Genomic DNA, 25,945 nt, shown 5'->3' on the forward strand with positions numbered 1-25,945 from the left:
TCGCTCGGTGAAGGGCGCTGGTCAGTCGGTGTGGTAGATCGGCAGGTCGGCTCCGGAGCTGCCCCACTCCCGGTTCGCTTCGGCGCCGACGTCGATGCGGACGGTGCCGCCACGGGTCATCACGGACTCGGGCAGCCAGGACCGGGTGCGCGGCGCACCGTCGAGGGTGACCGACTGGACGTAGACGTTCTCCGCGCTCGCCTGCGGTGACTCGATGGTGATGTCGACACCGTTGCCGCGGTGGATGGTGACCTTCTCGAAGATCGGGCTGGAGAGGAGCATCTCGGCGCGGGCGGGGTCCTGGGGGTAGATGCCCATCGCGGCGAAGACGTACCACGCCGACATGGTGCCGAGGTCGTCGTTGCCGGGCAGGCCGCGCGGCCCGGTCCCGTAGGCGAGCGAGGCCATCGCGCGGACCGTCTCCTGGGTCTTCCAGGGCGCGCCGAGGGCGTTGTACATCCACGGGACGTGGATGCCGGGCTCGTTGGTCGGGTCGTAGCGGAGCGCGTCGCCTCCGGTGTACTGCCAGGAGCCGTCGGCCTTGTGGAAGAACGCGTCCAGCCGCTCGATCGCCCGCTTGCGCCCGCCGACCGCCTCGGCCAGCCGGGCCACGTCGTGCGGCACCATCCAGGTGTACGTCGCGCTGCTCCCTTGCGCGAAACCGGTCTGCGTCGACGGGCTGAAGCCGGCGACCCAGCTCCCGTCGGCGTTGCGGGCCTGCTGGTAGCCGGTGGTCCCTGTGGCGGGGTCGGTGGCGGCGGGGTTGAACGTGTGCTGCCACCAGCCGGCCCGCTCCATCAGCGCGTCCGTCTCGGCCGGGGAGGCGCCGAGACGGCGGCCCCAGTCGGCGAGCGAGTAGTCGGCGACGGCGTCCTCGAGGGTCTCCGCGGCACCGCCCCAGCAGCGGCAGGTGTCCTGAGGCGCGTACCCCTTGGCGAGGTAGTCGGCCAGGTTCGGCCGCTGGCCGATGCACTGCCCCGGGCAGCCGTAGCTGGACAGCCCGTCGGGATGCGGCACCGTCGCCTGGCGGACCAGTGACCGATAGGCGCCGGTGGCGTCGAAGTCGCGAACGCCGAGGGCGTAGAACCCGGCCAGGGTCGGGGCAGAGGGGTCGCCCGTCATCACGTGCGTCCAGCCGCTCAGGTGGACCCAGCGGTCCCAGACGCCGCCGTGCTGGCGGGAGTAGGCGTGCAGCGAGCGGGCGAAGTCACCGGCCACCCGCGGCTCCAGGAGCGCGAGCAGCTGGGTGTGGGCGCGGTACTGGTCCCAGCCGGAGAAGTTGCCGTACTGCGCCTGCTGGCCGCGCTCGATCCGGTGCACCTCCTGGTCGCTGCCCCAGTAGGTGCCGGCGACGTCCGAGATGACGTTGGGCTGCAGGTAGGAGTGGTAGAGCCCGGTGTAGAACGCGGTCTGCTCCGCCGTGGTGCCGCCGGTGACCTCGATCGAGGAGAGCGCCCTGCGCCACTCGGCCTTGGCATCGGAGGCGATGGTCGAGACGGTGTCGCGCCGACCGATCTCGGCGGCCAGGTTGGCCTCGGCCGCCGCCTGGCTGGTGTAGGAGATCCCGATCCGCATCCGCACGCTCTGGTCGCGGCTGGGGTCGAACGAGACGTAGCCGCCCGAGCCCTGCCCCTGCCGGGCCGCCCCGGTCTCGTAGCCCTCGCCACCGCGCGCCTCGCTGCTGCCCGGCTGGAGCTCGCCGTTGACCCAGGTGCCGTGGCCGGTGAAGGCGCGGTCGAACTGCGCGGTGAAGTAGAGGCGGTAGTAGGAGCGCTTGTTGCTCCCGCCGCCGTTGCCGCGCCGGCCGCAGAACGCGCCGGTGAGCACCGAGCCGCTCACGGTCCGCCTCGCCTCGTCGATCCGCGTCACCGCGGTCTCGCTGCCGTTGAGCGAGTTGGAGGTGCGGAAGAGCAGGTTCGCCGGCTTGTCGGCTGGGAAGGTCAGGTCGCTGACCGCGGCCCGGGTCGTCACCGTGGTGTCGACCTCGGCCCCGTTGGCCAGGCCCAGCCGGTAGCGACCCGGCTCGGCCAGCTCGTCGGCGTGGCTGAAGTCGGAGGCGTACGTCGCATCGGTGACGTCGGCTGTCGGCGACTCGGTCATCTCACCGGTGTGCGGGAAGATCGGCACGTCGCCGGCGGCGCCCGGGTGGCAGCCGGCGCCGTTGACGTGGGTGAGCGAGAAGCCGCGCAGCCGGGTGGTGTCGTAGGAGTAGCCGTTCGACGCGGCGGTGTTGGTCTGGTCGCCCGCCGTGGAGGTCGGGCTGAAGGAGAGCATCCCGAAGGGACGTACGGCGCCGGGGTAGGTGTTGCCGCCGTTCGACGAGCCGATCAGCGGATCGACGAGCTCCACCGGGTCACCGGCGGGCGACACCTCGGCCCCCGCCGCGGCGAACGGGGTGAGGGCGCCGCCCAGCAGCGCGAGGGACAGGGCACAAGTCACGAGAACCCGCATGGCGGAGGACGATTCCAGACAAAGGTCCTCCGCCGTGCGGGTTCGGGTGAGAAGCAGTTGAACTCAGGCGGTCCACTCGGGGTAGTCGGTGTAGCCGGCCTCGCCGCCGCCGTAGAAGGTCGACAGGTCGGGCTCGTTGAGCGGCAGGCTCTCCTCCAGGCGCCGCGGCAGGTCCGGGTTCGCGATGAAGGTACGTCCGAACGCGGCCGCGTCGATCAGGTCGGCCTCGAGCAGCCGGGACGCCTTCTCCGCGGTGTAGGCGCCGGCGCCCACGATCGGGCCGGGGTGGGCGGCGCGCAGCTGCTTGCGGTAGTCGTCGGTGAGCTCCGGGCCGCCGGCCCAGTCGGGCTCGGACAGGTGCAGGAACGCGATCTTGCGCTTGCCGATCTCGGCGGCCAGGTAGAGGCCCATCTCGGCGCCCTCGGGGTCCTCGAGACCGTTGAAGGAGCCGATCGGGGAGATCCGGATGGCGACGTGCTCGGCGTCCCACTCGGCGATGACCGCGTCCAGCACCTCGAGGGTGAGCCGGGCACGGTTCTCCAGCGAGCCGCCGTAGGAGTCGGTGCGCTCGTTGCTGCTCGCGCTGGCGAACTGGTGGAGCAGGTAGCCGTGGGCGGCGTGGATCTCGACCAGGTCGAAGCCGGCCTCGCGGGCGTTGCGGGTCGCGCGACGGTAGTCGTCGATCAGGTCCGCGATCTCGGAGATCTCCAGGGCGCGCGGCGTGGGGCAGGCGACCCGGGTGGGGGTGCCGTCCTCGCCGCGTACGGTCGTGCGGTTGCGGTAGGGGAGCGCGGAGGCGCTGACCGGGAGGTCACCGTCGTGGAACGACTCGTGGGAGACCCGGCCGGTGTGCCACAGCTGCGCGGCGATGCGGCCGCCGGCCTCGTGGACGGTGTCGGTGACGTGGCGCCACCCCTCGACCTGCTCGGGCGAGTAGATGCCCGGGGTGTCCATGTAGCCCTTGCCCTGCGGGGAGATCTGGGTGCCCTCGGAGACGATCAGACCTGCCGAGGCGCGCTGCCGGTAGTAGTCGGCCATCAGCGGGTTGGGTACGTCGCCCGGCTGGCTGGCACGCATCCGGGTCAGTGGCGCCATCAGGACGCGGTTGGGGAGGGTCGTCGGACCCAGGCTCAGCTGCGAGAAGAGTGAAGTCACGTCGCGCTCAACGTAAGCACGCGCTCATATTGTTCCCGACCCTGCCGAAGCGACCGAGCCGGCGATGACCAGCGCGCCCATGACGCCCGCCTTGTCGCCGAGCTCGCTCGGGACGACGTCGAGCGCGGCGGCGGTGTCGGGCTGGGTGAAGCGGTCGATGGAGTCCTTGATCCCGAGGAGGAACGACTCCGAGTGCCGCATCGTGTCGCCGACCACGATCAGCGCGGGGTTGAGGTGGTTGCAGAGGTCGGCCAGCACCCGGCCGACGGCACGGCCGGCGTCGTCGAGGATCCGGTTGACCCGGATGTCGCCCTCCTGGGCGAGCTCGAGCAGCCGCTCCACGCTGAGGGTCTCGTCGTAGGCCGGCTGCAGCAGCTCGACCAGACGGGAGCCGCCGAACGCCTTCTCCAGGCAGCCGCGGTTGCCGCACCGGCAGATGGGGCCGTTGTCCTCGAAACGTACGTGGCCGATCTCGCCGGCGATCCCGGTGATGCCGCGGTAGAGCTTGCCGGCGAGGACCAGCCCGGCGCCGATGCCGCTGGAGGCCTTGACGTAGATGACGTCGTCGACGTCGCGCGCGGCGCCGTACTCGACCTCGGCGAGCGCGCCGAGGTTGGCGTCGTTCTCGATCTGGACGGGGAGGCCGATGCGGCGGGCGAGCTCCTCGCCCGGGGCCAGGTCCATCCAGTTGCCGAGGATGGGGGAGACGACGATGCCGCTGTGCGGGTCGACCGGGCCGGGGATGCCCATGCCGACGCCGAGGACGCGGTCCGTCCTCGGGTCGATGCCCGCCTCGGCCATGCACTCGCGGACGAGCGCCGCGGCGCGGTCGATGGTCTCGACCGCGGAGTTGTCGACGTCCAGCCGGATCTCGTGCTCGACGAGCGGCTTCGCAGCGAGGTCGGCGACCGCGACCCGCACGTGGCGGTGGCCGATGTCGACGCCGATGAGCGTGCCGGGGGAGCCGCTGATGGTGAGGAGCGTGGGCGGGCGGCCGCCGCCGCGAGCCGGGGCGGCGCCGGTGGTCTCGACGATCTGCCCGGAGGAGAGCAGCTCCTGGACGATGCTCGACACGGTGCTGCGGGAGAGCCCGATGCGCTGGGCGAGCTCGGCGCGGCTGACCGGCGCCGACCGTCCCAGCAGGTCCAGAACCTGGGAACGATTGGCGGCGCGCAGCCGCGACTCCGGTGAGGTCATGCCGTGACTGTAGGGGATTATGTCGATTTGCGACAGATCTCAGGTTGAAAACGTCCTGCGTTATGCGTTGACTCGACAGAAAGGAGAGGCGTACGTTGTCCCGGCACGCGACCGTGAGTAACCCAGATCACAACCGACCCAGCGGTCGCGCAACCGGAGGATTCAAAGATGAACGCAACGCGTAAGGCCCTGGCCGCCGGCCTGGCCGCCCTGAGCCTGCTGGCGGTCTCCGCCTGCGGCAGCGACAGCGAGAGCGGCAGCACCGACGAGGTGGAGGTCTTCACCTGGTGGGCCGAAGGTAGTGAGAAGGCCGGGCTCGACGCCCTGGTCAAGGTGTTCGACGAGCAGCACCCCGACCTGAAGTTCGTCAACGGGGCCGTCGCCGGCGGCGCCGGGAGCGACGCCAAGAACGTGCTCCAGTCCCGCCTGCAGAACGGTGAGCCCCCGGCCACCTTCCAGGCTCACGCGGGTGCCGAGCTGACCGACTACATCAACGCCGGCCAGATCGAGGACCTCACCGACCTCTACAAGGAGAAGGGCTGGGACAAGCAGTTCCCCGAGGGCCTTCTCGACCGGCTGAAGCAGGACGGCGGCATCTACTCCGTCCCCTCGAACATCCACCGCGCCAACATGCTGTGGGCCAACCCGGCCGTGCTGAAGAAGGCCGGCATCGAGGCGAACAAGAGCTACGACTCGATGGACGCCTGGATCGCCGACCTGGAGAAGATCAAGGCCAAGGGCATCATCCCGCTCTCGGTCGCGACCGACTGGACGCAGGTCAACCTGCTCGAGACCGTGCTCCTCGCCGATCTGGGCGCCGAGGGCTACAACGGCCTCTGGGACGGCTCGACCGACTGGGGCGGCAGCGAGGTCAAGACCGCGCTGGAGCACTACAGCAAGCTCCTCTCGCTGACCAACACCGACCGCCAGGGTCTCGACTGGCCAGACGCGACGCAGCTGGTCATCGACGGTGACGCCGCGTTCAACGTCATGGGCGACTGGGCCGAGGCGGCGTTCCAGGAGCAGAAGAAGACCTTCGGCACCGACTACACCGCGGTCCCGGTCCCGGGCACCGACGGCGTCTTCGACTTCCTGGCCGACTCGTTCACCAAGCCGGTGGACGGCCCCAACCCCAAGGGCACCGAGGCCTGGCTCGACACCATCGCGAGCGACGAGGGTCAGGTGGCCTTCAACAAGGCGAAGGGCTCGATCCCGGCCAGCACCACCGCGGACACCTCCTCCTTCGGTGAGTACCAGCAGACCGCGATCAAGTCGTGGGGCGAGGACGAGATCGTCTCCTCGCTCGCCCACGGCGCCGCGACCTCGGTCAACTGGCTGACCGACATCACCTCCGCCGTGGCGAAGTTCGGCAGCAACAACGACGTCGCCGAGTTCCAGAAGGGCCTCGTCGAGGCCGCCGAGGACAACAAGCCCGAGTGACCTGGGCTCGTCCCGAGCCTGATGATCGACCCGGTCCGAGGGGCTGCGGCAGGCAGCATCCGCCGCAGCTCCTCGGCCGCCCTTTGTGAAAGGACGGACACATGTCCTCCACGGTGCCGAGCGCCGTCAAGCGACCACGTCGGCCCAAGGGCCGCATCGGCGGCCACGGGTGGGTCGCTCCCGTACTCCTGATCCTGCCGACCGTCATCGTCATCGGCGTCTTCGTCTACGGACTCATCGGGTCCAACATCAACACCTCCCTGCAGGACCGCCACCACATCGGGCCCTCCCAGGGTTTCGTCGGGCTGGACAACTACCGCGACCTGTTCACCGACGACGACTTCCTCTACTCGCTGCGCAACCTGCTGCTCTACACCGCGACGTTCCTCCTCGGCACCCTGTGCCTCGGTTTCCTGTGGGCATGGCTGCTGGAGCGCAAGTCCCGTGGCGAGTCGCTGTTCCGGGCCATCTACCTGTTCCCGATGGCGGTCTCGTTCGTCGCCTCCGGTGTGGTCTGGCGCTGGCTGCTCAACAACGCCGAGGGTGACCGTGCCTCCGGTCTGAACCGGCTCTTCGGCTCCCTCCACCTCGACTTCCTGCAGAACCCGTGGTGGACCAACGAGCACTGGGGCATCCTCGCCATCGCCGTGCCCGCGATCTGGCAGCTCAGCGGCTACGTGATGGCGCTCTTCCTGGCCGGCTTCCGCGGCATCCCCGAGGAACTGCGCGAGGCGGCGCGGATGGACGGCGCCTCGGAGTGGCAGCTCTACCGCCACGTCATCTTCCCGCAGCTGAGCCCGGTCGCGCTCTCCGCGATCATCATCATCGGCCACATGTCGCTGAAGGTCTTCGACCTGATCATGGCCATCGCCGGCCAGACGAACTACACGACCCAGGTCCCGGCCATCCAGATGTGGGTCGAGTTCACCCGCGGCGACTACGCCAAGTCGGCCGCCATCGGGACGATCCTGCTCCTGATCGTGGCCATCCTGATCGTTCCCTACCTCGTCTCCACCTACCGCCAGGAGCGTCGCCGATGACGACAGAAGCCATCCCGGCGGCCGTCACCAGCCGGATCCCCGGTGAGCGCTCGCGCGTGGTCGGCCGCACGATCAAGTACGTCCTGCTGATCGGCTTCGCGCTGGTCGTCCTGCTCCCGGCGTACGTCCTGTTCGTGACCAGCTTCAAGGGGCTCGGCGACGCCACCCCGGCCAACGCCTGGAAGCTTCCCGAGTCCTGGGAGACGGCCGGCTGGTCGCGCGCCTGGGAGCAGCTCGGGCCGGCCCTGGGGCGTACCTTCGCCATGGTCATCCCGGCCTCGATCATCTCCTCGATGCTCGGGTCGATGAACGGGTTCGTGCTCTCCAAGTGGCGCTTCCCGGGTGCCGACGTGGTGTTCACGCTGATCCTGTTCGGGATGTTCATCCCCTACCAGGCCGTGATGGTGCCGCTGGTCCAGCTGATGAGCAACCTCGGCGTCCCGAACGGCGTGCCCAGCCTGATCGTGCTCCACGTGGTCTACGGCCTGCCGATCACCACGCTGATCTTCCGCAACTACTACGCCGGGGTCCCGATCGAGCTCGTCGAGGCCGCTCGGGTCGACGGTGCCGGCATGCTCCGGACGTACGCCTCGATCATCCTGCCGATCTCGGCACCGGCGTTCGTGGTGGTGCTGATGTGGCAGTTCACCTCGGCCTGGAACGACTACCTGTTCGCGCTCTTCTTCTCGAGCTCGCGCAACGGGCCGGTGACGATCGCGCTCAACTTCCTGGCGAGCGGTCAGCTGCAGGACTACTCCGCCAGCATGGCGGGTGCGCTGATCGCGTCCGTGCCGACGCTGATCATCTACATCCTGCTCGGCCGCTACTTCGTGGGCGGGCTGATGGCCGGCTCGGTCAAGGGATGATCGACCCAGACGCCGAGTGCCGCCGGCTGGCCGGGTTCGCCCGGCCGTCGGCGGCCTCGCCGGCCGGGTTCTGGTGGCTGGACGAGTCCGGTCGCCCGGACCCGGCCGAGCCGGTGCACACCTGGATCACCGCCCGGATGACCCACGTCTTCGCGCTCGCGCACCTGCGCGGGGACGTCCCCGAGGCGGCCGCGCTCGCCGCGCACGGCATCCGCGCGCTCGCGGGTGCGCTGCGCGACGACGAGTTCGGTGGCTGGTACGCCTCGGTCTCCGGTGACGGCGAGCCGGTCGGCACCCTCAAGGAGGCCTACGCCCATGCCTTCGTCGTCCTGGCCGCGAGCAGCGGCGTCGCCGCCGGTGTCCCCGGTGCGGACGCGCTGCTCGACGAGGCACTGGGGGTCGTGCAGCAGCACTTCCTCGACGGCTCCGGCCGGGTGGTCGACAGCCTGGAGCGGGATCTCCGCTCCGGGGAGGCCTATCGCGGGGCCAACTCCAGCATGCACACCGTGGAGGCGTTCCTGGCCGCCGGCGACGTCACCGGCGACGCCGCCTGGCACCAGCGGGCGCTGGCGATCGCGGAGCACCTGATCCACGGCGTCGCCCGTGCGCACGGCTACGACCTGCCCGAGCACTTCGATCTCTCCTGGTCGCCCCTGCTGGACTACAACGCGGACCGCCCCGGCGACCCGTTCCGTCCCTACGGCTGCACCCCCGGACACCTGCTGGAGTGGTCGCGGCTGCTGCTGCACCTGGACGCCTCCCTTCCGGACGCGCCGTCGTGGCTGGTCGAGGACGCCCGGGCGCTCTTCGAGCGCGCGGTCGAGGTCGGCTGGTCCGCCGACGGCGAGACCGGCTTCGTCTACACGACCTCGTGGGACGGCACCCCGGTCACCCGGCTGCGGCTGCACTGGGTGGCCGCGGAGGCGCTCGCCGCGGCCGGCGCGCTGCACACCCGCACCGGCGAGGCGGTCTACGACGAGTGGCGTCGCCGGTTCGAGGACTACATCGAGACCCACCTCGTCGACCGCGAGCTCGGCAGCTGGCACCACGAGCTGGACGAGCACAACCGTCCCTCGCACGTGATCTGGCACGGCAAGCCCGACGTCTACCACGCCTACCAGGCCCTGCTGCTCGCCCGGATGCCGCTGGCGCCGGTGCTGTCGGTCCAGCTGCGCGAGCCTCAGGCCGCCTGGAACGAGCGGCGGGAGAGGCCCAGGCCGTAGCCGTCCAGGGTGGTGGTGACCGGGGCCGTCGGGTCCGTGGCCGCGCCCAGGGTGACGAAGAGCGGGGTGAAGTGCTCGACGGTCGGGTGGGCGTACGGCATGCCGGGGGCGGCCGTGCGGAACCGGGCCAGCTCGGCTACGTCGCCGCGGTCCAGCGCGTCGGCCGCCCAGGAGTCGAAGTCGGCGGACCAGCCGGCGGGCTTGTTCTCGGTCATCATCTCGCGGGTGATGAAGGGCAGGCCGTGGGTCATGTGGCCCGAGCCGACCACGAGCACGCCCTCCTCGCGCAGCGGCCGCAGCCGCTCACCGAGGGCGAGCAGCTTGTCGGGGTCCTCGGTGGGCAGCGAGAGCTGCACGACGGGGATGTCGGCGGCCGGGTACATGATCTTCAGCGGGACCCAGGCGCCGTGGTCGAGACCGCGGCGGGTGTGCTGGTGAGCGCTCTCGGTGTCGGGCATCAGCGCCGCGGTGGTGCGGGCGAGCTCGCTCGCGTCCGGGGTGTCGTAGCGCACCGCGTGGTAGATCGGGTCGAAGCCGCCGAAGTCGTAGACCAGCTCGTCGGGGCGGGTCGCGCTGATCGAGAGCGGCGCCGACTCCCAGTGGGCCGAGATGACCAGGATCGCCTTCGGCCGGGGCAGCGAGCGCGCCCAGGAGTGCAGCGGGTCGAGCCACTCCGGGCTCTGCAGCGGCAGCGGGCCGCCGCCGTGGGAGAGGTAGAGGCTCGGCAGCGGGCCGTCCGCCGGCGTCCAGACGCGGTGCGGGTCGGTCGCCTCACGAGCCTGGACGGCGCGCAGGTGCTGGGCGAACGGGTGCGTCTGGGGGAGGAGGGCGTCCGCGGCGGCGGTCGTGCTCTCGGGTACGGTGGTCATGGTGGTCTCCTGCGGCTCTGCCCAATAGTTGTTGCTTGAACTAACTCTAGGCGAGCGATGTTTGTTCCGGGCAACTTTCTGCGGCAAACTCCGTGGACGTGGAGGGCAACTGGCTGTCGCCGGCGGAGCGGGCGGCATGGGTCCGCCTCATCGCCGTGCTCGAGCTGCTCCCCGGTGCCCTCGACTCCCAGCTGCGCCGCGACGCCGGCCTGACCCACTTCGACTACGGGGTGCTGGCCATGCTCTCGGAGGCGCCCGACCACACGCTGCGGATGACCGAGCTGGCGGGCTACACCAACGCGACGCTGCCGCGGCTCTCCAACGTCGTCAAGCGCCTCGCCGACCGCGGCCTCATCGAGCGCCACACCTGCGAGGGCGACCGCCGGGCGACCAACGTACGTCTCACCGCGGCCGGCCACGAGAAGATGGTCGCCTCGGCCCCTGGCCACGTGGACGCGGTGCGCGAGTACGTCTTCGACTCGCTGACGCCCGAGCAGGTCGACCAGCTCTCCGAGATCGCCGGCAACATGCTCGAGCGGCTCGATCCGACCGGTGCGAAGAGGCCGCCCCTCGAGGAGACGGCGCCGGAGTAGTCAGTCCTCGTGCGGTCGGTGCACCGACACCTCGCCGTCGAGCTCGAGCGCGATCACGGTGCACAGCGGGTCGAGGTCGTCGTCGGTGGTGAACACGTACTCCCAGCCGGGGACCTCGTGGAGCCCGCCGATGCGCTGATGCTCGAGCTCGGTGCCGGTGCCGAGGACGTACGCCTTCAGGACCTGGTTGCGCAGGCCGCGGACCACGACGTAGTCGTTGGGGCGGTCGAGGACGTAGAGGAACAGGGTCCGGCCGTCGTCGGAGACCGCGCTCGGACCGTAGAAGTGACCGTGCGGGAGGCCACGGCGGATGCCGCGGACCGCGGGGGAGTGGCGGGAGACCCACGCCCCGAGCGCCTCGAGGCGCTCGGTCTGCTCCGGTGTGATGGTGCCGTCCTCGCGTGGGCCGACGTCGAGGAGCAGGTTGCCGCCACCGCCGATGGTCTCGACGAAGGTGCGCACGATCTGGCGCGGTGACTTGTGGTTGTGGTCCTGCGGCTGCCATCCCCAGGAGTCGTTGATGGTCAGGCACAGCTCCCACGGGCCGTCGGGCGGCTCGACCGGAACGCCCTGCTCCGGCGTCACGTAGTCGCCGTGACCGAGCATCCGGCCGTTGACGACCATCTCGGGCGCGAGCTCGCGCAGCTCCGCGCGCAGCTCCCGCATCCGCCACTGCCGCTCGTCGCGCTCCCACTCGCCGTCGAACCAGAGCAGGTCCGGTTCGAAGCGGGTCACCAGCTCGCGGATCTGGGCGCGGTGGAACTCCAGGTAGCGCTCCCAGCGCTCGGGATCCTCCTCGCCCGGGCGGGGGACGGCGTAGGGGTTGTCCTGGACCGAGGGGTGCTGCACCGCCGGGCGCACCGTTGCGTAGTCGGGGTGCGACCAGTCGAGGTGGGAGAAGTAGAGGCCGACCTTGAGCCCCCGGCGGCGTACGGCCTCGACGAACTCGGCGACGAGGTCGCGGCCGGCGGGCGCCTGCTTGACCACGGAGAGGTCGTTGACCTGGGTGTCGTAGAGGGCGACGCCGTCGTGGTGCTTGGTGGTGAGCACGGCGTAGGTCGCCCCGGCCCGCTCGAAGAGCTCGGCCCAGGCGTCGGCATCGAACGCGGAGGCGGTGAAGCGGTCGATCTGGGCCATGTAGTCGGCGTAGGGGACCCGGCCGTCGAAGAACGACCAGGACTCCGCGACCCCGTCGACGCTGAAGATGCCCCAGTGGACGAAGATCCCCAGCTGCGCCTCGGGGAACCAGGAGGCGATCGGCACGTTCGTCACCCCGTGTGTCCCGCGACGGCGGCGCGGGTGTGCTCGAGGGCGCGCTCGCGCAGCGTGGTACCGCCGCCGGTGACGATGCCGATGCTGAAGCCGTCCCACATCGCCCGCAGCCGCTCGGAGACGGCCTCGCGGTCGGCGACCTCCGGGAGCGCGGCCGTGAAGAGCCGGACCAGGTCGGCGTGCCACTCGTCGTCCATCGCGCGCTGCGCGGCGGCGAGCTCGGCATCGTAGGGCGCGCGTGCCCACAGCTCGAGCCAGAGCAGCCAGCGCGGGTCGCGCTCGTCGAGCGCGAGGTAGACGTCGGTGAAGGAGAGCAGTGCCTCGACGCCTCCGGAGCGGTCCTTCTCGACCTTCTCCAGGATCGGGGCCCGCTGTGCGGCGTACTCGTTCTCGCTCCAGCGCAGGGTCTCCAGGAGTAGGCCGTTGCGGGTGCCGAAGTAGTAGAGGAGGTGGCCGCCGCTGGTGCCGAGCCGGGCGGCGAGGGAGGCCATCGTCACCTTGGCGAGCCCCTCCTCGGCCACCATCTCCAGCGTCGTCGCGAGCACCTGCTCGCGGGGTCGTTCCAGGCGTCTGTTGGAGCGTGTGCGCGTCACCTCGACAGTGTCTCCTTGTGCTCGGGGGGTGAAATCTTCGGCCCCACCCCTTGACTCTAGCGGTGATCTGGGTCACTTTGAATGCCGTTCAAACTTTTGTACGGCGTTCAAAACTCGCTGTACCCTCATCCCAAGGAGACCCGCGATGATCGAATCCATGCAGATGAGCCCGGAAGAGGTGACGCCGGCGCACGAGCCGCGCCGGCTCGCGCGGGTGCTCGGGCCCGGTGCCGCGGTCCTGCTGGTGCTCTCGTGCATCACGCCGGCCTCGAGCCTGTTCATCATCGTCCCGGAGCTGTTCGCGACCCAGGGGAGCGGCGCGGTGCTGGCCGTCGTGGCCGGCTTCGCGGTCTCGGTCGCGATCGCCGCCTGCTACGCCGAGCTCGGCACCCGCACCGCCAGCTCCGGCGGCGAGTACGCGATGGTCACCCAGACCCTGGGCAAGTCGATGGGCTGGCTGACCTTCGCCCTGGCCGGCGTGCTGCTCTGGCTCATCCCGCCGATCTTCGCCCTCGGCACCGCGGACTACCTGGCCGACCTGGTGGAGCTGCCGCGGGCCGCGACCGGCGCGATCGTGATGCTGCTCTCGACCGCCACCGCGGTCCTCAACATCAAGGCCAACGCGGTCGTCACCGGCATCTTCCTGGCGCTCGAGCTGATCGCCGCCGTCGTCGTCACCGTCCTCGGCCTCGGCCACATCCAGCGTGGCCCCGGCGAGCTGGTGGTCCCGCACATCATCGGTGAGGGCGGCCTGGAGCCGTTCAGCCTGGCGGTTCTCGTCTCCGGCCTCGCGGTCAGCACGTTCCTGGTCAGCGGCTTCGGCACCACGGTCTACCTCTCCGAGGAGATCGTCGACCCGCGTCGCAACGTCGCCCGCGTCGTCTTCTGGACCCTCGTCCTGGGTGGCATCGTCATCCTCGTCCCGACCGCGACCACGGTCCTCGCGGTCGACGACCTCAGCGATCTCGCCTCCGGCAACTTCTCCCACTGGGTGGCCGCCTGGGGCGGCGAGCGCGTCGCGGTCGCGGTGAACGTCGCCATCGCCATCGCCATCCTCAACGCCGTCATCGTGATGGTGCTGCAGAACGCCCGGGTCGTCTACGCCTCCGCGCGCGACCGCTCCTGGCCCACGCCGGTCAACAACGTCCTCACCAAGCTGCACCCCCGCTACTCCACCCCGTGGCTGGCCACCCTCGTCATCGGCATCCCCGGCGCGATCCTGGCGGGCGCCGTCGAGATCGAGGCGCTCCTCGGTGTGACCTCGGTGGTCATCTCCACGATGTACGTCGTCGTCGCGATCGCCGCGCTCCGCGCCCGTCGCCAGGGACCGGCCGCCCAGGGCTGGCGGATGCCGCTGTGGCCGCTGCCGCCGCTGGTCGTCATCGGCGCGATCGGCTACGCGCTGGTCGGCTCGGCCCGGCTGGACGTCGTGATCACGGCCGGGATCGTGGTCGCCGCCCTCGCCTACTACTACCTCTACCTCGCCCGTCGTCCCGGCGAGCGCTTCCTCGTGGTCGACCCGACCGAGGACTGAGCACAACCCGTCCACAGAATCGAACGAGAGAGAAGAACGCCATGGCTCGCTACGGAACCCAGTTCGGCCCCGACATCACCTTCCTGGGTGTCGACCGGTGCGACTGGGCCGACCCTGCGACGTACGAGGGTGCCGATGTGGTCATCCTCGGCGCCCCCTTCGACGGAGGTACGTCGCACCGGTCGGGCACCCGGTTCGGCCCGCAGTTCATCCGCCAGACGTGCTACCTGGCCCACGACGGGTCGCGGCCCTCGCTGGCGATGCGGGTCGACGCGCTGAAGGACCTTCGGGTGCTGGACGCGGGTGACGTGGAGATGTTCTCCGGCGACGCCGAGCGCTCGGTGCGCGATCTGCAGGAGGCCGTCCACGCCGTGACGAGCAACGGGGCCATCCCGCTGGTGCTGGGCGGCGACCACACCATCGCCTGGCCGGACGCCGCCGGCGTCGCCCAGCACCTCGGCCAGGGGCGCGTCTCGATGATCCACTTCGACGCCCACGCGGACACCGGGGACATCGAGTTCGGCTCGCTGATCGGGCACGGCCAGCCGATGCGCCGGCTCATCGAGTCCGGCGCGCTGCGCGGCGACCGGTTCCTGCAGATGGGGCTGCGCGGCTACTGGCCCGAGCCCGAGACGCTGGACTGGATGGCCGAGCAGGGCATGCGGTCCTACGAGATGACCGAGATCGTCCACCGCGGTCTGGAGGAGTGCCTCACGGAGGCCTTCACCATCGCCACCGACGAGTGCGACGGCGTCTTCCTCTCGGTCGACATCGACGTCTGTGACCCCGGCCACGCCCCCGGCACCGGCACCCCGGAGCCGGGCGGCCTGACCGCCCGCCAGCTCCTCGACTCGGTCCGCCGGATCGCCTACGAGCTGCCGGTGGTCGGCATCGACGTCGTCGAGGTGTCCCCGCCCTATGACCACGCCGACATCACCTCGTTCCTCGCCAACCGGGTCGTCCTCGAGGCGCTCTCGGGCATCGCCCGCCGCAAGCGCGACCAGGCCGACGGGACCCGCTGGGACCCGAGCCTCCCGCTGCTCGCCCAGCGCCCGGACCGGCGACCCACCGACAATCAGGAGAACTGACATGACCACCCATGACGTGATCGTGGTCGGCGCCGGCGTGACCGGCCTGACCGCGGCCTGGCGGCTCGCGCAGGCGGGCCAGGACGTGCTCGTCCTGGAGGCGCGCGACCGCATCGGCGGCCGGCTGCGCACCGAGGCGCACGGTGCCCCCGGTGCCGAGGCCGACTTCGAGATCGGCGGCCAGTGGGTCTCCCCGGACCAGGACGCCCTCCTCGGGATCCTCGACGAGCTCGAGCTGCCGACCTACCCGCGCTTTCGCGAGGGCGAGTCCCTCTACGTCGACAAGACCGGTGTCGCCCACCGCTTCGGCGAGGAGCTCCCGGTCGGGGAGTCCACCTCGGCCGCCATCGCGCAGCTGACCAAGACGCTCGACGGCCTGGCCGCCGCGATGGACCCGGCCCGGCCGTGGGAGCTCGACGACGCCGACCACCTCGACAGCGTCTCGTTCCGTGCCTGGCTCGAGCAGCAGTGCGACGACCCGGTCGCCGTCGACAACGTCGCCCTCTACATCGGGCCGGCGATGCTGACGAAGCCCGCCCACTCCTTCTCCGCGCTCCAGGCGGTGCAGATGGCCGCCAGCGCGGGGTCGTTCAGCAACCTCGTCGACGCCGACGTGATCCTCGACCGCCGGGTCGTCGGCGGCCTGCAGCGGGTGCCGCTGGCGCTCGCCTCCCGTCTTGGTGATCGCGTCCGGCTCGGTCAGGACGTCACCCTGGTCGAGTGGGACGAGGACGGCGCCGTCGTCCACGTCGGCAACGAGATCCACGCCGCGCGCCGGCTCGTCCTCGCGGTCCCGCCGACGCTGGTCACGCGGATCCGGTTCAGCCCCGAGCTTCCGGCCGAGCACCGGATCGCCCGCGAGCACCAGTCCTTCGGACTGGTCATCAAGGTGCAGGCCCAGTACGCGACGCCGTTCTGGCGCGCCGACGGGCTCAGCGGCACCGGCTTCGCGCCGTGGCAGCTGGTCCACGAGGTCTACGACAACACCCCCGAGGGCGAGCCGCGCGGCATGCTGGTCGGCTTCGTCTCCGACGAGCGCGCGGACGCGGTCGGCCGGCTGTCGGAGTCCGAGCGCCGAGACCGGGTGCTCGAGTCGCTCGCGGCGTACTTCGGGGACGCGGCGCTCGAGCCGCTCACCTACGTCGAGAGCGACTGGCAGCACCAGGAGCTGACCGGCGGTGCGTACGGGACGAGCTTCGACCTCGGCGGGCTGACCCGCTGGGGTGCGGTGCTGCGCGAGCCGCTCGGACCGATCGAGTTCGGCAGCAGCGACGTCGCCGGACACGGCTTCCAGCACGTCGACGGTGCGGTCCGTGTGGGCGACGAGATCGCGCACCGCATCCTCGCGGATGCAACGTGATCGCAGCGGGCTGAGGCCTAGCGTCACACCGGGCGCGCTCATCGTGGGTGTGAGCGCGCCAACCTCGAGAAAGGTCCACCAGTCGTATGCGCCTCCTCCTCATGGGCCCGCCGGGTGCCGGCAAGGGCACCCAGGCCGCCGTCATCTCCGAGCGCTTCGCCGTGCCGGCGATCTCCACCGGCGACATCTTCCGGGCGAACGTCGCCCAGCAGACCGCGTTGGGTGTGGCGGCGCAGACCTACATGGATGCGGGTGAGTACGTCCCGGACGAGATCACCAACGCCATGGTCGCCGACCGCCTCGCCGAGGGTGACTGTGCCGGCGGATTTCTCCTCGACGGCTACCCGCGCACGCCGCAGCAGGTCGCCGAGCTCGACGAGATCCTGGCGCTGGCCGATGTCGGGCTCGACGCGGTGGTGCTCCTCGAGGCGGACACCGACGAGCTGGTGAGCCGGCTGCTGGCGCGGGCCCGGGAGCAGGGCCGCGCCGACGACACCGAGCCGGTCATCCGCCGCCGGCTCGAGGTGTACGCCGCCGAGACCGGTCCGCTCGCCGCGGACTATGCGGCGCGCGATCTGCTCGCGCGAGTGGACGGCCTGGGTCCGGTCGACGAGGTCACCGAGCGGATCCTGACCGTGCTGACCTCGGTGGCCGCTCAGCGGACGGCGACCTCGGCTCCGTAGCGCTCGACGCAGAAGGCCGAGAGCCGCTCGGCCAGGCCGGCGAGCGCCTCGGCGGCGTGGTGCTGGGGGTCCCAGGCTGCGTACAGCCTGATCCGCACCCGCCCCGCCGGCGCCTCGATGTGCAGAGGCACCAGCCCGAAGCGCGGGTCGTCGGAGACGACCGCGATCCCGCGGCCCGAGGCCGCGAGCGCCTGAGCGACCTGGGCGTTGGACACCTCGAGGACGTCGCCGTAGCCCACGGCGGCGTCCTCGACCGCTGCGTCCAGGAGCGGCCGCGGCCGCAGGTCCTCGGTGAGCAGCACGAGCGGCCGCGTCACCAGGTCGCGTACGTCCACGGACCCCCGCTCCGCCCACGGGTCGTCGGCCCGGACATAGGCCCACACCGGCAGCACGGCGAGCGCGCGCGAGGCCAGCGACCGGGCCGGCGGCCGGGTGACGATCGCCAGGTCGGCGCCGGCGCGGACAGCCGCGACCGCGCCCCGCGGATCGAGCTCGCGGACCATCGCGACCGGGTCCTCGGGCCCGAGCGTCGCCAGGAACGGCGCGAGCACGTCGGTGAGCGTGGTCGACGGCACCGCGAGATGCAGCTCGTCGAGCCTCCCCGAGGCGAGCACCCCGACGGCGCGCTCGAGGTCGTCCGCGTGTGCCAGCAGGTCGCGGGCGCGGGGGAGGAGGTCCTCGGCCGTGCGGGTGAGCCGCAGCCGTCGGCCCTCCCGCGCGAACAGCGGCACCCCCAGGCTCGCCTCGAGCTGGCGCAGCTGCCGGGACAGCACCGGCTGGGTCACGTGCAGCACCTCGGCGGCCCGGGTCGCCGAGCCCGCGTCGGCCGTGGCGACGAAGTAGCGCAGCAGCCGCAGATCCATGCTCATGGGGCATGATTGTAGTAGTCAAAAGGTCTTGGACGACATGTGTCGCCGAGGCTCATGCTGAACCCATGAACGCCCCCTCGACCCTCGAACAGTCCCGCCTCCTGCGTACGCCCCTGCCCGGCCCGCGCTCCCAGGAGCTCATGGCCCGCAAGGTCGCGGCCGTGAGCCAGGGCGTGGCCACCACCCTGCCCGTCTTCGCCGCCCGCGCGGCCGGCGGGATCGTCGAGGACATCGACGGCAACCGCCTCATCGACCTCGGCTCCGGCATCGCCGTCACCACGGTCGGCTCCAGCGCCACGCGCGTGGTCGAGGCGGTCTCCGAGCAGGTCGCGGCCTTCACCCACACCTGCTTCATGGTCACGCCCTACGAGGGCTACGTGGCCGTCGCCGAGCAGCTCGCCCGGCTCACCCCCGGTGACCACGAGAAGCGCACCGCGCTGTTCAACTCCGGCTCCGAGGCCGTCGAGAACGCGGTCAAGATCGCCCGCTCGTTCACCGGCAAGGACGCCGTCGTGGTCTTCGACCACGCCTACCACGGGCGCACCAACCTCACCATGGCGATGACCGCGAAGAACATGCCGTACAAGCACGGCTTCGGGCCGTTCGCCGGCGAGGTCTACCGGGCGCCGATGTCCTACCCGTTCCGCGACGCCGCCGAGATCGACGGCAAGCTGGCGGCGGCCCGGGCGACGTCGCTGATCGAGACCCAGGTCGGCGCCGAGAACCTCGCCGCCGTCGTGATCGAGCCGATCCAGGGCGAGGGCGGCTTCATCGTCCCGGCGCCCGGGTTCCTCGCCGCGCTGGCGGAGTGGTGCCGGGCCAACGACGTGATCTTCGTGGCCGACGAGGTGCAGTCCGGCTTCGGCCGCACCGGCACCTGGTTCGCCGTCGAGCACGACGGCGTCGTCCCGGACCTCGTGGTCAGCGCGAAGGGCATCGCCGGCGGCCTGCCGCTCTCCGCGGTGACCGGCCGCGCCGACGTCATGGACGCCGTCCACCCCGGCGGCCTGGGCGGCACCTACGGCGGCAACCCGCTCGCCTGCGCCGCCGCGCTGGCCGTGATCGAGACCATCGAGGCCGAGGACCTGCTCACCCGGGCCCGGGAGATCGAGGCCCGCCTGCTGGGGACGCTCCGTGACCTGCAGAAGCGCGACCCGCGCATCGGCGACGTACGCGGTCGGGGCGCGATGATCGCCGCCGAGTTCGTCGACCCGGCCACCGGCAACCCCGACGGCGCGGTCGCCAAGGCCGTCGCCGCCTACGCCCACAGCCAGGGCGTCATCACCCTGACCTGTGGCACCTGGGGCAACGTCATCCGCTTCCTGCCCCCGCTGAGCATCTCCGACGAGCTGCTCGACGACGCCCTGGACGTACTCGCGACCGCGCTGGAGGAGACCAAGTGACCACGACCACCGAGACCGGCTACCTCACGGCACTCGAGCCCGGCAGCGGCATCCTGGTCGGCGGCCGGTGGCGTCCGGGCGCCGCCGGCGTCTTCGCGGTCGAGAACCCCGCGACCCGCGAGCACGTCGCCGACGTCGCCGACGGCACCCCCGAGGACGCGACCGCGGCCGTCGACGCGGCCACCGCGGCGCTCCCGGCGTGGTCGGCGCTGGCGCCGCGCACCCGCAGCGACCTGCTCAGCCGGGTCCGCGACCTGATGCTGCGCGACGCCGACGAGCTGGCCGCCCTGATCGCGCTCGAGAACGGCAAGTCGCTCACCGACGCCCGCGGCGAGGTCGGCTACGCCGCCGAGTTCTTCCGCTGGTACGCCGAGGAGGCCGTGCGCCCGCACGGCGACTTCGGTCCGTCGCCGGCCGGCGGCACCCGCACCATCGTCACCCACAAGCCCGTCGGCGTGGCCGCCCTGGTGACGCCGTGGAACTTCCCGGCCGCGATGGCCACCCGCAAGATCGCGCCGGCCCTGGCAGCGGGCTGCACGGTTGTGCTCAAGCCGGCCTCCGAGACGCCGCTGACGGCGCTCGCGATCGCCCGGCTGATGGCCGAGGCGGGGGTGCCCGACGGCGTCGTCAACGTCGTCCCCGGCCTGGATGCCGCCGGCATCGTCAGCACCTGGCTGGCCGACCCGCGGGTCCGCAAGATCTCCTTCACCGGCTCGACCGGTGTCGGCCGGGTGCTGCTGCGCCAGGCGGCCGACCGGGTCGTGAACACCTCGATGGAGCTCGGCGGCAACGCGCCGTTCGTGGTGACGTCCACCGCGGACGTCGAGGCCGCGGTCGAGGGCGCGATGGTCGCCAAGTTCCGCAACGGGGGACAGGCCTGCACCGCGGCCAACCGGCTCTACGTCCACGCCGACGTCGCTTCGGAGTTCACCAGGCGTCTCGGCGCCGCTGTGGAGGCGCTGAAGGTCGGTCCCGCCGACGAGGGCAGCGACATCGGCCCGCTCATCTCCGCGAAGGCGTACGCCACCGTCACCGGCCTCGTCGACGCCGCCGTGGCCGCGGGCGCCGTGATCGCCCACCGCGCCGAGGTGCCCGCCTCGGAGGGCTACTTCTACGCGCCGACGGTCCTCACCGGCGTACCGGCCGACTCGCCGCTGCTGCGCGAGGAGATCTTCGGCCCGGTGGCCCCGATCGTGGTCTGGGACGACACCGAGGAGCTGCTGGCGGCGGTCAACGACACCGAGTTCGGCCTGGCGGCGTACGTCTTCGGTGAGCTGGGTGAGGCGCTGCACGTGGCCGAGCGGATCGACGCCGGGATGGTGGGGGTCAACCGCGGCCTCGTCTCCGACCCGTCGGCGCCCTTCGGCGGCGTGAAGCAGAGCGGCATCGGGCGCGAGGGCGCGCGGGCCGGGCTGGAGGAGTACCTCGAGACGCAGTACCTCAGCGTCGCCTGGTGATCGGGCCCTGGTGATTGGCATCACCCAGGCCCTATCCATGATGATGTGACCCAGGCCACCCGCACACCCTGCGGGTGGTTCCTCGGGACAGCCTCACCCCGGCGGTCCCGGCAAACGCTCCAGACGGACCACCAGTGCCGCCCGGCAGATTGAGGAGTCACCCCTATGACCGCAGTGTTCGAGCCTGGGACATCGTTCGAGGCCTACGACCTGGCAGACCGCTACCGCGTCGGGGCAGGCCCCGTGCTGCTGACCGGGATCCAGGCGATCGCGCGGATGCTCGTCGAGCAGCGCGCCCTGGACCAGCGCCGCGGGCTGCGGACCGGCACCTTCATCTCCGGCTACCCGGGCAGCCCGCTCGGTGGTCTCGACCAGCTCCTGCTGGGCCTGCCGAAGGAGATGGCCGACGCCGACATCACCGTGGTGCCCGGCCTCAACGAGGAGCTCGCCGCGACCGCCGTGTGGGGCTCGCAGTCGGCGGTCACCCTCGACACCGAGCGCTACGACGGCGTGACCGGGGTCTGGTACGGCAAGGGTCCCGGCGTCGACCGTGCCCTGGACGCGATGCGGCACGCCAACATGTACGGCGCCCACCCCAGCGGCGGCATGCTGATGCTGGTCGGCGACGACCCGGCGGCGAAGTCCTCCACGGTCCCCGCGGTCTCCGAGCGCACCCTGGCCTCCCTCGGCATCCCGGTGCTCTTCCCGCGCAACGCCTCCGAGATCGTCGAGTACGGCATGGAGGGCATCGCCCTCTCCCGTGCCTCCGGCTGCGTGGTCGCGCTCAAGATCGTCGCCGACGTCGCCGACGGCGCCTGGGTGGTCAACCCGGAGATCGGCGTGCTCGACCCGGTGATGCCGAAGACCGAGTGGGAGGGCATGCCCTACACCTACGAGCCGACCAAGATCGAGCTCTTCCCCGACCGGATCGTCGGCGCCGAGGCCAAGCTCTACGGCCCCCGGATGAACGTCGTCAAGGCGTACGCCGCCGAGAACAAGCTCAACCGGATCGAGGTCAAGGCGCCCGACGCCAAGGTCGGCATCGTCGCCTCCGGCTCCTGCTACGACTCGATGCGCCAGGGCCTGAAGGATCTCGGCCTGGACCACGACGAGCTGATGGCCGCCGGCATCCGGGTGCTGCGCCTGGGCATGATGTGGCCGGTCGAGCCGACCATCGTGCAGACCTTCGCCGAGGGGCTCGACGAGATCGTCGTCGTCGAGGACAAGACCTCCTTCATCGAGCAGGGCATCCGCGAGATCCTCTACGGCGAGCCCACCGCCCCGGTCATCATCGGCAAGAAGGACCGCGCCGGGGTCCCGCTGGTGCCGCTCGACGGCGAGCTGACCGCGGGCCGGCTCCTCGCGCCGCTGCGCCGTGCGCTGAAGGGCCACGCCGAGCTGAAGGCCGCTGGGCCCGCCCGGATCGACCTACCGCTGCGTCGACCTCGCGCACGCCGTACTTCTGCTCCGGCTGCCCGCACAACCGCTCCACCGCGCTCCCGGAGGGGAGCCTCGGCGGTGGCGGCATCGGCTGCCACACCCTGGTGACCGCCTCGCAGCGCGAGGACAGCGCGGTCGTCGGCATCACCCAGATGGGTGGCGAGGGCTCGCAGTGGATCGGCCAGGCGCCCTACAGTCACGCCGGCCACACCTTCCAGAACGTCGGTGACGGCACCTTCTTCCACTCCGCGCAGCTGGCCATCCAGGCGTGCGTCGCGGCAGGCGTGAACATCACCTACAAGCTGCTCCACAACGACGTCGTCGCGATGACCGGTGCCCAGAAGCGGCAGGGCGAGGTCGAGATGGCGCAGCTGACCCACAAGCTGATGAACGAGGGCGTCAAGGCGATCATCGTGGTCGCCGACGAGCCGAAGCGCTACCGTCGCGCCCACTTCCCCGCAGGCGTACGCCTCTGGCACCGCGACCGCCTCGACGAGGCCCAGCGGGACCTCCGTGAGATCGAGGGCGTCACCGTGCTGATCTACGACCAGCACTGCGCCGCCGACGCCCGCCGCCAGCGCAAGCGCGGCAAGCTCGAGCCCCGCAACACCCGGATCGTGATCAACGAGGCCGTCTGCGAGGGCTGCGGCGACTGCGGTGTGAAGTCCAACTGCCTCTCCGTCCAGCCGGTCGAGACCGAGCTGGGCCGCAAGACCCGCATCGACCAGACCTCCTGCAACACCGACTACACCTGCGTCGAGGGGGAGTGCCCCTCGTTCATGGCGATCGAGACCGACCCGACCGCGAAGAAGGCGAAGCGGTCGACGCCCGAGCCGCCGAGCGTGGCCGACCCGGGCTATGGCGAGCTGGAGCGGACCTACGGCGTCTTCATGGCCGGCATCGGCGGCACCGGCATCGTCACCGTCAACCAGGTGCTCGCGACGGCCGCGCTGCGCGCCGGCTTCGGCGTGGAGTCGCTCGACCAGGTCGGGATGAGCCAGAAGGCCGGTCCGGTGACCGCTCACCTGCGGTTCGGCCCGGGCGCGATCGAGCCCTCCAACCGGGTCACGCCGGGATCGGCCGACGCGCTGCTCGGCTTCGACCTGCTCACCCTGGCCGAGGGCAAGAACCTCGCCTACGGTGACCCGGCCCGCACCCGTGCGGTCGTGTCGACGTCGAAGACGCCGACCGGCCCGATGGTCTACGACAAGGACATCGCCTACCCGGCCGACGACGAGCTGCTCGCCCGGGTGAACGGTGCGGCGTCCTCGCTGCGCGCCTTCGACGCGCTCTCCGCCGCCGACACCCTCTTCGGCAACACCGCCGCGGCCAACTTCCTGCTGGTCGGCGCCGCCTACCAGGCCGGCGCGCTCCCGATCCCGGCTGCCGCGATCGAGGAGGCCATCGGCATCAACGGCGTCGCGGTCAGCGCCAACGTGGCCGCGTTCCGCTGGGGACGTGCCTCGGTGGCTGCGCCGGAGGAGTTCGCCAAGGTCACCGGCACCGCCACCGCCCCGGTCGAGGAGATCGTCGTCCCGGCCCTGGACGCTGCCACCTTCGACGGCGAGGTGCGCCGCCTCGCCGAGTTCCGTGCCCCGCAGCTGGTCGCCTTCCAGAACCAGCAGACCGCCCGGGCGTACGTGGAGACGGTCGACCGGATCTGGAACGCCGAGCGCGCGGTCACCGCGGACACCCGCTTCTCGGAGGCGGTCGCCCGCTACCTGTTCAAGCTCACCGCCTACAAGGACGAGTACGAGGTCGCCCGGCTGCTCACCGCACCGGCTGCCCTCGACGGTGTCCGTGCCGAGGTCCAGGGCAAGATCAGCTTCAAGCTCTCCCCGCCGGTGTTCGGGGCGTTCCTGAAGGGCCGCAAGATGACCTTCGGCCCGCGCTCCCACTTCATGCTCCGCCTCCTGGCGACCATGAAGTTCCTCCGCGGCACGGTCCTCGACCCGTTCGGTCGCGCCCACGTACGCCGCACCGAGCGCGCCCTCCTCGCGCACTACTCGGCGCTCGTCGACTCGCTCGCCGCGGAGCTCACCGAGGAGACGTACGCCCGGGCCGTCCGCCTCGCGGAGCTCCCGGACATGGTGCGCGGCTACGAGAACGTGAAGATGCGCAACGTCGAGGCCTACCGCGAGGCGCTCGCCGCCGAGGGGATCGACCTGACGGTCTAGAGCACCCCGAACGCATCTGCCAGCCTCGACTGCGCCCCGGCGCTGTCGAGGCTGGCCTCTACCCGGCGGATGTTGCCGGCTGAGGGGTAGGCGAAGAGGCCCATCAGGACCACCGAGATGGCCCCGCCGATGATGTACGTCATCACCTGGCCCTCGGTGAGGATGAACGCGAGGGCGAGGGAGACGAGCGCGACCAGCTCGCTGAGCACGAGCCGGAGGATCAGCGACATCTGGTGCTTCTGCAGCGCCTCGCCCTTCGCCTCCTCCGGGCTCGTGCCCGTGGTGATCGGGGCGACCCGGAACCCGATCGTCGAGACGATCAGGGCGATCACCACACCGGCCGCGACCTGACCGCCGATGACGTACGTCGACGGCAGCCCGAGGTCGGCGTCGGGGACGCTCAGGTAGACGACCACCCCCAGCACCACGATCATGCTCATGAAGGCGAGCGCCAGCATCTGAGCCGAGCGCAGGGCGGGTGTGGGCATCGGAGACTCCTCGTCGACGGGTGACTGGGACGCAACCTAGCGGACCGGCGGCCGGCGAAACTTCTTCCCACGTCGATGTCGAAGGAGAACGATGTGATTCGACGCATCGGTGTCGGCCACCGACAAGCGGTTGGCCCCGAACTGAGGAGCAGACCATGCCCCGTTTCATGGGTTTCGTGAGGATGGAAGAGGGAATCGGCGCGCCGCCGGAGGCCCTGTTCAAGGCGATGGACGACTACATCGGCAAGGAGGCGGGCGCTGGTCACTTCCTCGATGGTGGCGGTCTCTACGGCACCGAGGACGCGGTGAACTTCGTCGTGGAGAAGGGCCAGGTCACCCGTGTCGACGGACCGTACGCCGAGGCCAAGGAGGTCGTCGGCGGGTGGGCGCTGCTGCGCTACGACAGCCTGGACGAGGCGATCGCCGGGCAGCAGGAGTTCGCCCAGCTGCACGCGACGTACTGGCCGGAGTGCAAGGTCGTCGCCACCCTGCGCCAGATCTCCGAGGCATCCTAGGACCCTGGTGCCCGGTGGTACCCACGCCCGCCGACGACGTGTCCCCTGCCGCAAGCACCCGCGTGGGTCGCGACAGGGGACATGGTCGTGAGCATCGCCGGCGCTCAGGCGAGCTTGTCGGCGACCTTGTTGAGGTTGCTCCGGAGCTTGGCGCGGTAGGCGTCGTGCTGCTCGGGCAGTCGGGCGTCGCAGAAGGCGGCGAGGTCGGGTCCGGTGACCTGGATGACGGTGT

Annotated in this window: 21 protein-coding genes; 13 read left to right on the plus strand and 8 right to left on the minus strand. The window is 71.1% G+C overall.

Annotation, left to right across the window (positions count from 1 at the left end; all coding sequences use genetic code 11):
* Positions 1-21 precede the first annotated feature (21 nt).
* The 3 genes from UG56_RS25540 to UG56_RS25550 all read right to left on the minus strand — a co-directional run bounded on the left by UG56_RS25540 (position 22) and on the right by UG56_RS25550 (position 4,803).
* Entirely contained in the window at positions 22-2,451 is a 2,430-nt protein-coding gene (locus UG56_RS25540) for a GH92 family glycosyl hydrolase (protein ID WP_045551066.1), read from the minus strand.
* A 63-nt stretch (positions 2,452-2,514) separates the two neighbouring features.
* Positions 2,515-3,606, minus strand: coding sequence for an N-ethylmaleimide reductase (nemA, locus tag UG56_RS25545; RefSeq protein WP_084101617.1), 1,092 nt, complete (start codon positions 3,604-3,606; stop codon positions 2,515-2,517).
* A gap of 24 nt (positions 3,607-3,630) precedes the next feature.
* Positions 3,631-4,803 (minus strand): ROK family transcriptional regulator, encoded by a 1,173-nt coding sequence (locus UG56_RS25550; RefSeq protein WP_045551067.1) that lies wholly within the window; start codon positions 4,801-4,803, stop codon positions 3,631-3,633.
* A 168-nt stretch (positions 4,804-4,971) separates the two neighbouring features.
* On the opposite strand from UG56_RS25550, the gene UG56_RS25555 reads away from it, so the two are divergent.
* The 4 genes from UG56_RS25555 (at position 4,972) to UG56_RS25570 (ending at position 9,372) form a co-directional block, all read left to right on the plus strand.
* Positions 4,972-6,243 carry an ABC transporter substrate-binding protein gene (locus UG56_RS25555; protein WP_045551068.1) on the plus strand — a complete coding sequence of 424 codons (1,272 nt, stop codon included), beginning with the start codon at positions 4,972-4,974 and terminating at the stop codon, positions 6,241-6,243.
* Between the two features lie 101 nt (positions 6,244-6,344).
* The gene (locus UG56_RS25560; protein WP_256206904.1) at positions 6,345-7,283 is read left to right on the plus strand and encodes a carbohydrate ABC transporter permease; all 939 of its coding nucleotides are present in this window, start codon (positions 6,345-6,347) and stop codon (positions 7,281-7,283) included.
* Positions 7,280-8,149: a carbohydrate ABC transporter permease gene (locus tag UG56_RS25565; protein ID WP_045551069.1), complete on the plus strand. Its 870-nt coding sequence runs from the start codon at positions 7,280-7,282 to the stop codon at positions 8,147-8,149. The genes UG56_RS25560 and UG56_RS25565 overlap by 4 nt, the downstream gene beginning before the upstream one ends.
* Positions 8,146-9,372 carry an AGE family epimerase/isomerase gene (locus tag UG56_RS25570; RefSeq protein WP_071327331.1) on the plus strand — a complete coding sequence of 409 codons (1,227 nt, stop codon included), beginning with the start codon at positions 8,146-8,148 and terminating at the stop codon, positions 9,370-9,372. Before UG56_RS25565 ends, UG56_RS25570 begins: the two co-directional genes overlap by 4 nt.
* Here the strand turns inward: UG56_RS25570 and UG56_RS25575 are convergent.
* Positions 9,330-10,241: a dioxygenase family protein gene (locus tag UG56_RS25575; protein WP_045551333.1), complete on the minus strand. Its 912-nt coding sequence runs from the start codon at positions 10,239-10,241 to the stop codon at positions 9,330-9,332. The two genes, UG56_RS25570 and UG56_RS25575, sit on opposite strands and share 43 nt — an antisense overlap.
* A 98-nt stretch (positions 10,242-10,339) precedes the next feature.
* Between UG56_RS25575 and UG56_RS25580 the strand changes: the two genes are divergently transcribed.
* The gene (locus UG56_RS25580) at positions 10,340-10,834 is read left to right on the plus strand and encodes a MarR family winged helix-turn-helix transcriptional regulator (RefSeq protein ID WP_045551335.1); all 495 of its coding nucleotides are present in this window, start codon (positions 10,340-10,342) and stop codon (positions 10,832-10,834) included.
* On the opposite strand, the gene UG56_RS25585 is transcribed toward UG56_RS25580, so the two are convergent.
* Both UG56_RS25585 and UG56_RS25590 read right to left on the minus strand, forming a co-directional pair.
* Entirely contained in the window at positions 10,835-12,097 is a 1,263-nt protein-coding gene (locus tag UG56_RS25585) for an alpha-L-fucosidase (protein WP_045551334.1), read from the minus strand.
* A gap of 5 nt (positions 12,098-12,102) precedes the next feature.
* A complete protein-coding gene (locus UG56_RS25590; protein WP_045551332.1) occupies positions 12,103-12,699 on the minus strand; it encodes a TetR/AcrR family transcriptional regulator in 597 nt (198 codons plus the stop codon).
* A 145-nt stretch (positions 12,700-12,844) separates the two neighbouring features.
* Between UG56_RS25590 and UG56_RS25595 the strand changes: the two genes are divergently transcribed.
* The 4 genes from UG56_RS25595 (at position 12,845) to UG56_RS25610 (ending at position 17,364) form a co-directional block, all read left to right on the plus strand.
* Complete coding sequence (locus tag UG56_RS25595) at positions 12,845-14,233, plus strand: APC family permease (protein ID WP_045551331.1); 1,389 nt, start codon at positions 12,845-12,847, stop codon at positions 14,231-14,233.
* A 41-nt stretch (positions 14,234-14,274) separates the two neighbouring features.
* On the plus strand, positions 14,275-15,321 hold the full coding sequence (gene speB / locus UG56_RS25600; RefSeq protein ID WP_045551330.1) for an agmatinase: 1,047 nt from the start codon (positions 14,275-14,277) through the stop codon (positions 15,319-15,321).
* Between the two features lies 1 nt (position 15,322).
* Positions 15,323-16,681, plus strand: coding sequence for a flavin monoamine oxidase family protein (locus UG56_RS25605; protein WP_045551329.1), 1,359 nt, complete (start codon positions 15,323-15,325; stop codon positions 16,679-16,681).
* Between the two features lie 86 nt (positions 16,682-16,767).
* Positions 16,768-17,364: an adenylate kinase gene (locus UG56_RS25610; RefSeq protein ID WP_045551328.1), complete on the plus strand. Its 597-nt coding sequence runs from the start codon at positions 16,768-16,770 to the stop codon at positions 17,362-17,364.
* On the opposite strand, the gene UG56_RS25615 is transcribed toward UG56_RS25610, so the two are convergent.
* Complete coding sequence (locus UG56_RS25615) at positions 17,337-18,233, minus strand: LysR family transcriptional regulator (protein ID WP_256206905.1); 897 nt, start codon at positions 18,231-18,233, stop codon at positions 17,337-17,339. The two genes, UG56_RS25610 and UG56_RS25615, sit on opposite strands and share 28 nt — an antisense overlap.
* Before the next feature lie 65 nt (positions 18,234-18,298).
* Here UG56_RS25615 and gabT point away from each other — a divergent pair, with 65 nt between their 5' ends.
* The 3 genes from gabT to UG56_RS25630 all read left to right on the plus strand — a co-directional run bounded on the left by gabT (position 18,299) and on the right by UG56_RS25630 (position 24,710).
* Positions 18,299-19,636, plus strand: a complete 1,338-nt coding sequence (gene gabT, locus UG56_RS25620; protein ID WP_045552152.1) for a 4-aminobutyrate--2-oxoglutarate transaminase — start codon at positions 18,299-18,301, stop codon at positions 19,634-19,636.
* Positions 19,633-21,093 carry an NAD-dependent succinate-semialdehyde dehydrogenase gene (locus UG56_RS25625; RefSeq protein WP_071327333.1) on the plus strand — a complete coding sequence of 487 codons (1,461 nt, stop codon included), beginning with the start codon at positions 19,633-19,635 and terminating at the stop codon, positions 21,091-21,093. Before gabT ends, UG56_RS25625 begins: the two co-directional genes overlap by 4 nt.
* A 1,154-nt stretch (positions 21,094-22,247) precedes the next feature.
* Positions 22,248-24,710: an indolepyruvate ferredoxin oxidoreductase family protein gene (locus UG56_RS25630; RefSeq protein ID WP_218145291.1), complete on the plus strand. Its 2,463-nt coding sequence runs from the start codon at positions 22,248-22,250 to the stop codon at positions 24,708-24,710.
* Here UG56_RS25630 and UG56_RS25635 read toward each other — a convergent pair.
* Positions 24,707-25,198, minus strand: a complete 492-nt coding sequence (locus UG56_RS25635) for a hypothetical protein (protein WP_045549745.1) — start codon at positions 25,196-25,198, stop codon at positions 24,707-24,709. The genes UG56_RS25630 and UG56_RS25635 overlap by 4 nt on opposite strands.
* A 155-nt stretch (positions 25,199-25,353) precedes the next feature.
* On the opposite strand from UG56_RS25635, the gene UG56_RS25640 reads away from it, so the two are divergent.
* The gene (locus UG56_RS25640) at positions 25,354-25,713 is read left to right on the plus strand and encodes a YciI family protein (protein WP_045549746.1); all 360 of its coding nucleotides are present in this window, start codon (positions 25,354-25,356) and stop codon (positions 25,711-25,713) included.
* Positions 25,714-25,945: the final 232 nt, after the last annotated feature.

Origin of the sequence: Nocardioides luteus, assembly GCF_000960475.2 — a bacterium.
GTDB classification, from domain to species: Bacteria; Actinomycetota; Actinomycetes; order Propionibacteriales; family Nocardioidaceae; genus Nocardioides; species Nocardioides luteus_A.

What these genes read in the sequence shown, in the direction of transcription:
- UG56_RS25540 (WP_045551066.1), bottom strand. Translation starts at nt 2,451, where the DNA reads ATGCGGGTTCTCGTGACTTGTGCCCTGTCCCTCGCGCTGCTGGGCGGC.
- UG56_RS25550 (WP_045551067.1), bottom strand. Translation starts at nt 4,803, where the DNA reads ATGACCTCACCGGAGTCGCGGCTGCGCGCCGCCAATCGTTCCCAGGTT.
- UG56_RS25555 (WP_045551068.1), top strand. Translation starts at nt 4,972, where the DNA reads ATGAACGCAACGCGTAAGGCCCTGGCCGCCGGCCTGGCCGCCCTGAGC.
- UG56_RS25560 (WP_256206904.1), top strand. Translation starts at nt 6,345, where the DNA reads ATGTCCTCCACGGTGCCGAGCGCCGTCAAGCGACCACGTCGGCCCAAG.
- UG56_RS25565 (WP_045551069.1), top strand. Translation starts at nt 7,280, where the DNA reads ATGACGACAGAAGCCATCCCGGCGGCCGTCACCAGCCGGATCCCCGGT.
- UG56_RS25570 (WP_071327331.1), top strand. Translation starts at nt 8,146, where the DNA reads ATGATCGACCCAGACGCCGAGTGCCGCCGGCTGGCCGGGTTCGCCCGG.
- UG56_RS25575 (WP_045551333.1), bottom strand. Translation starts at nt 10,241, where the DNA reads ATGACCACCGTACCCGAGAGCACGACCGCCGCCGCGGACGCCCTCCTC.
- UG56_RS25595 (WP_045551331.1), top strand. Translation starts at nt 12,845, where the DNA reads ATGATCGAATCCATGCAGATGAGCCCGGAAGAGGTGACGCCGGCGCAC.
- speB (WP_045551330.1), top strand. Translation starts at nt 14,275, where the DNA reads ATGGCTCGCTACGGAACCCAGTTCGGCCCCGACATCACCTTCCTGGGT.
- UG56_RS25605 (WP_045551329.1), top strand. Translation starts at nt 15,323, where the DNA reads ATGACCACCCATGACGTGATCGTGGTCGGCGCCGGCGTGACCGGCCTG.
- UG56_RS25610 (WP_045551328.1), top strand. Translation starts at nt 16,768, where the DNA reads ATGCGCCTCCTCCTCATGGGCCCGCCGGGTGCCGGCAAGGGCACCCAG.
- UG56_RS25615 (WP_256206905.1), bottom strand. Translation starts at nt 18,233, where the DNA reads ATGAGCATGGATCTGCGGCTGCTGCGCTACTTCGTCGCCACGGCCGAC.
- gabT (WP_045552152.1), top strand. Translation starts at nt 18,299, where the DNA reads ATGAACGCCCCCTCGACCCTCGAACAGTCCCGCCTCCTGCGTACGCCC.
- UG56_RS25635 (WP_045549745.1), bottom strand. Translation starts at nt 25,198, where the DNA reads ATGCCCACACCCGCCCTGCGCTCGGCTCAGATGCTGGCGCTCGCCTTC.
- UG56_RS25640 (WP_045549746.1), top strand. Translation starts at nt 25,354, where the DNA reads ATGCCCCGTTTCATGGGTTTCGTGAGGATGGAAGAGGGAATCGGCGCG.